Below are 5,121 nucleotides of genomic sequence, written 5' to 3'. Positions count from 1 at the left end.
TCTTTCTTTTCTTTCTTTTTAGAATCACATGATGCTTCTTTTTTATCTGATTCACCACAACATTTTTTACCATTTACAGAACATGATTTTTCTGTTTTTACTTTCTTCTTTTGTTTTGGTTCTTGTGCATTTAATGCTATTGAAAATAAAAATGCTACGGACATTGCTAAAGTTAATTTTTTCATTTTTTTAAAATTTTTAAATTGTTATTAATTATAATTATTTGATGATGAGTTTTTTAGTGCAATAAAATTTATTATCCAAAATAAAGGTTAGAAACTGCACTTTGTCAGTGGTATTTGATAATTTAAAATTCATTGAATTGTTTCCTATTTGTAACCCATCAATTTCTCCATCATCTACTATTTGCCCGTTTACATTCGTTACAAAATAATCTAATGTTGCCAAATAGGGTATATTGAAATCTATTTTTACAATGTCATCTTGAGCTGGATTAGGAGATACAACAAAAGTAAAATCATTTTTGCCTTCAATACTAATTTGTCCCAAGGGCACATTTTTAATTAATTTTACTTCGTAAATAGTAGCACCCGCACTTGTAGTATTCGTTTGATTATTTGTAAACGGATTTTGAGATCCACTATCAATACCACCAAAAATATGACCAATAACAAATTCATTTGAGGTAATATCATTCAGTTTTATTACTTCATTTGAATAATGAGGCAATGTTTTATTTGGAATAAACTCAGCTCCTGCGCCTTTAAAATTAGGCATCTCTATATCTAATTTATACTCAGACAAGTCACCATTTGCTGCACGCATAGTTCTACTTATAGTTTTCACAAAAGGCACATTATTATCTTGTACCAAAGTAGTTCCGTTATAATAATACTGGCTAATTCCACCAAAAAACAAATTGTGCATTTTAGTAGTGGCGCTATCAAATAATCCAACTTTTGCACTATGATAATTACTCAAATACTGATTAAACTGTGTTTGAGGATAATATCCATTAGACTTAATATCTACTGGATACAAAAAGGGTAAATCAGCATTTATTTGAAAAACACCCGATGAAATCGTGTAGCCTTCCTCTCCATTTGGAAATACTTGAGGTACTAAATTATAATCGCGGCGATGCAAATGAACCGCATCTTCTACGAAAGAATAATTAGAAAAACTTAATTGTAAACCTGAATTATCAATATTAAATTTTTGTATTTTATTTATATAAGTTTGTGTAAAAGTTGGATTATTCATTGGATTATATCTTCCTGTAAATATCTGACCACCAATTAAATAAAAATTAGTTCCAATTTTACCCAATTGTCCTCCTGTATTTTGAAAAATCGGATTGGCTATTTGTTTAAAATTTCCTGCAATTGGCGTACCATTTATTACCGAATCAATTAAATTGGGCACATTAATACTTGTTAATTTATCAAACGTTACGTGATCATCAAGTGAGGTTGAATACGCATACCCACCTATGACATACAATGCATTTCCGTCTTGATAAAAGTTAAAATTTGTGGCTTGTAATTGCTCTTTTAAACCTATAGATAAAGTTTCTAATGACACAGACCACGATTGTTGTGTTGCAATATCTACTACATAAATCAGATTGTTATTTTGTGAATTAGGAAAAGCATTAAATGGTTGTCTGGCGTGAACACCATCTTTTCTTCCACCAATAATTAACCATTTTCCGTTGTGTTGAGCAAATGCATACGAATGTAATCCTGGTAAAGTAGATATTGTAATTGGCGTAATTTGTACATTATATTCAAATGTACTTTGTGCAAATCCTACTTTGTAAAATAAGATTGCAAGTAAAATATATTTTTTCATTTTTTTTATACTAATAGTTACACTGTTGACAACAAGATTGTCAAAACAGTAAAATAGATGTTATGTATGTAACTATGATATAATTTTAGGCGGTTGCCAAATGGTATTTTGATAGTTGGATAGTAAATTTTTATGATAAAATATCTTTTCTTTTTTTGAAGTAATTACAAAATTTTGAGGAGTAGCTGAATATATTTTAGTTGTAATATAACTCACCGGAGTAAAATTTAAACTCATAATAATTTTACCTTTTTCGCAATTCTTGTCAGTATCAAAATCAGATTTAGTACAAGAAGAAATACAAGATTCGTTCCACTGCATTTTTAAAACTCTCACAGATGGAAGAGCCATTAATGCGGTTAAATAAAAACAAAATATGTAGGCAAATAATTTCATATAAAATCTTACTTCAATACCTTACTGGCACACATAAAATCGGTTTTAGGAATATTGGTTTTCGCAATGGCATTAAAACCACCTTCAATTTCAGAAAAATTTCTATATCCACGTGCTTGTAATATAGAAGCCGCAATCATACTGCGGTAGCCCCCAGCACAATGTATAAAAAAGTGTTCGTTTGGATTGATGTCTTTCACCCAATCATTAATATAAGCTAAAGGTTTACTATAAGCGTCTTCAATATGTTCTGCTTCGTATTCACTTTCTTTTCTGATGTCTATAATTTTGCTATCGCCAATTTTAACTTCATTTTCAAATTGAGCTGCGGTGATTCTATGTACAGTATCCACATCAAATCCAGCTGATTTCCAGGCATCAAATCCGCCTTTTAAATGGCCTAAAACTGCGTCGAATCCAACACGAGATAATCGTGTAACGGTTTCTTCTTCTTTACCAAAATCTGTAACTAATATTATCGGTTGATTCACATTGGCAATCAAAGCACCTACCCAAGGCGCAAAATCACCACTAATTCCAATATTTATAGATTGAGGTACAAATCCTTTCGAAAAATCTGCCGGATTTCTCGTATCTAAAATCAAAGCGCCACTGTCTTCAACAAGTTGTTCAAAGTCGGCAACATCAATAGCGATTTTTCCATTATTTAAAACTGTTGAAAAAGATGGAATTCCTTTTTTATTCATAGCTACATTCATACCAAAATAAGCTGGTGGTGGCAATAAACCATCAGTAACTTCTTTTATAAACTCGTCTTCAGTCATATTGGCACGTAGTGCATAATTTTGTTGTTTTTGTTCACCAATCGTAGAAACCGTTTCTTTGCTCATGTTTTTACCACAAGCTGAACCCGCTCCATGTGCTGGATAGACAACTACATCATCTGCTAAAGTCATTACTTTATCTCGTAAAGAATGAAATAAAATCCCTGCCAATTGATCTTGTGTCATGGATGCTGCTTTTTGAGCTAAATCTGGTCGACCAACATCACCAATAAATAAGGTATCACCAGAAAATAATGCCGTATCTTTTCCGTTTTCATCTATCAATAAATAACACGTACTTTCCATGGTATGTCCAGGTGTGTGTAGCACTTTTATTTTAATATTTCCAACTTCAAATATTTGATTGTCTTCAGCTGAAATGATATCAAATTCAGGTTTTGCCGTAGGTCCGTATACAATTTTCGCATCGGTTTGCGTACTTAAATCTAAATGTCCCGAAACAAAATCAGCGTGAAAATGGGTTTCAAAAATATACTTTAGTTTTACATTATCTGCAGATAACCTATCCATATAAGGAGCTGTTTCGCGTAATGGATCGATTATTGCCGCTTCGCCATTTGAAGTTATGTAATAAGCACCTTGCGCCAAACAACCTGTATAAATTTGTTCTATTTTCATATATTAATTAATTTTTCAAATGGAAATTAAAATCATTTTCATTTAAATACGATACAAATTTAGTAGTAATTTTTAAATAAAATTGTGATAATTATCATAAGATTATTTTTTATCGAAAAATTCATCGTCACTATGAAAAAATGCAGTTAACCAAATAATTCTTGATAAACGCATAATCCAAGGTTGTAATAGAATTAAAAAGAAAATATTAACTGGCAACCACCAAAAAATTTCTTTATTTTGAAGTGTATATCCTGTTACATAAACCCAAATTGCGAATGTAATTAATGAAAAACCAACGGTTAAACCGTAACTAACATAACCCGTTCCTTGGAAAAAACCAGGTTCAAGTTCAGTTCTTTGACCACAAACATTACATCTTTCAACCATTTTATTTCCGTTTGGAAAACTATACCATTTATTTACAAATAGTTTTCCTTCGTGACAACGCGGACATTTAAAAGACAATAAATTTTTTAAAAATACGAACATATATATTATTTTTTTTACAAAGATACTACATCTAAAATAATGAAATGTGATATATGTTACAAAGGAATAAAATCTATATATTATTACTATTAATGTGATAGTAATTTTAATTACAAATATGATTTACTATTTAATTTAATAGTAATTTTGTAAAACAATAAAAATATGATTTTCAAAAAAAAAATAACACTATACCTCTTGATACTTTTTAGTTATCAATTGGTTTGTGCACAAGAAAATCAGATTCAAAAAGATACTTCAAAAGGCTATCGCGCGATAGAAAAATATTCTAAAAAAAGAAAGTTTACCAAATTTATCCATAAACTTATTTTTCATTCGGTAGAAACAGAAAAAGTAACAAAAAGTAATTTTCAAAAAATAAATACAAAAAATTATGTTGCTTTTGAGGGGAAAATTATTCGAAATATTCATATTAAAACCTTAGATCCATTTGGATATTCAGAAACAGATTCATTAAAAAGTCCAAAAAAATTTGCTGAAAAAGCAGGAAATGCATTGCATATAAAAACGAAACAAATAGCCATAAAAAATTTACTTTTAATTAAGAAAAACGTACCATTAGATTCCCTTTTAATGAAAGAATCCGAAAGGATAATTAGAAGTCAACGCTTTACCAGAAGCGTATCGTCTGAAATGAAATTGGTCGCACAAGATTCTGTTGATGTGCTGATTACAATTTTAGATTCTTGGAGTTTAGCACCAGATGTATCGCCTACAACTACCAAAACAAAATTTTATCTTAGAGAAAGAAATATATTTGGTTTGGGGCACGAACTTGCCAATTCGTACACCAAAAGTTTAACTAGTAAACAATTTGGATACAGTTTTAATTATTTTGTGCCTACTATAAAAAATTCATTTATTAGTACCCGATTGAAGTATGAAACGGATTTTGATAGAAATTATGACAAATCGGTTACTATTGAAAGACCCTTTTTTTCTGCTTATACGCGATGGGCAGGTGGAATTCAGT

At 30.1% G+C, this 5,121-nt stretch carries 5 protein-coding genes and 1 pseudogene; 1 reads left to right on the top strand and 5 read right to left on the bottom strand.

Translation table 11 applies throughout. The annotated features are described in order from the left end of the window. From KA468_RS10585 to KA468_RS10565, 5 genes are all read right to left on the bottom strand, one after another. On the bottom strand, window positions 1-185 hold a 185-nt coding region (locus KA468_RS10585; protein ID WP_291242901.1), incomplete at its 3' end, for a hypothetical protein. A gap of 34 nt (window positions 186-219) precedes the next feature. Then, on the bottom strand, window positions 220-1,815 hold the full coding sequence (locus tag KA468_RS10580) for a hypothetical protein (protein ID WP_291242900.1): 1,596 nt from the start codon (window positions 1,813-1,815) through the stop codon (window positions 220-222). A gap of 72 nt (window positions 1,816-1,887) precedes the next feature. Then, entirely contained in the window at window positions 1,888-2,136 is a 249-nt protein-coding gene (locus tag KA468_RS10575; protein ID WP_291242899.1) for a hypothetical protein, read from the bottom strand. An 83-nt stretch (window positions 2,137-2,219) separates the two neighbouring features. Next, window positions 2,220-3,635 (bottom strand): MBL fold metallo-hydrolase, encoded by a 1,416-nt coding sequence (locus KA468_RS10570; RefSeq protein ID WP_291242898.1) that lies wholly within the window; start codon window positions 3,633-3,635, stop codon window positions 2,220-2,222. 102 nt (window positions 3,636-3,737) lie between these two features. After that, window positions 3,738-4,127: a DUF983 domain-containing protein gene (locus tag KA468_RS10565; RefSeq protein WP_291242897.1), complete on the bottom strand. Its 390-nt coding sequence runs from the start codon at window positions 4,125-4,127 to the stop codon at window positions 3,738-3,740. Window positions 4,128-4,325: 198 nt separating this feature from the next. Between KA468_RS10565 and KA468_RS10560 the strand changes: the two are divergent. Next, a pseudogene (locus KA468_RS10560) lies at window positions 4,326-5,121 on the top strand (hypothetical protein); the annotation flags it as partial.

Origin of the sequence: Flavobacterium sp. (assembly GCF_017985075.1) — a bacterium.
Classification (GTDB): Bacteria; Bacteroidota; Bacteroidia; order Flavobacteriales; family Flavobacteriaceae; genus Flavobacterium.
The sequence above is the reverse complement of the archived record's forward strand: the minus strand, read 5'-3'. Positions and strand labels throughout refer to the sequence as shown.

Coding starts and splice junctions, on each gene's coding strand:
- KA468_RS10575 (WP_291242899.1), bottom strand. CDS start 2,136: ATGCAGTGGAACGAATCTTGTATTTCTTCTTGTACTAAATCTGATTTT.
- KA468_RS10570 (WP_291242898.1), bottom strand. CDS start 3,635: ATGAAAATAGAACAAATTTATACAGGTTGTTTGGCGCAAGGTGCTTAT.
- KA468_RS10565 (WP_291242897.1), bottom strand. CDS start 4,127: ATGTTCGTATTTTTAAAAAATTTATTGTCTTTTAAATGTCCGCGTTGT.
- KA468_RS10580 (WP_291242900.1), bottom strand. CDS start 1,815: ATGAAAAAATATATTTTACTTGCAATCTTATTTTACAAAGTAGGATTT.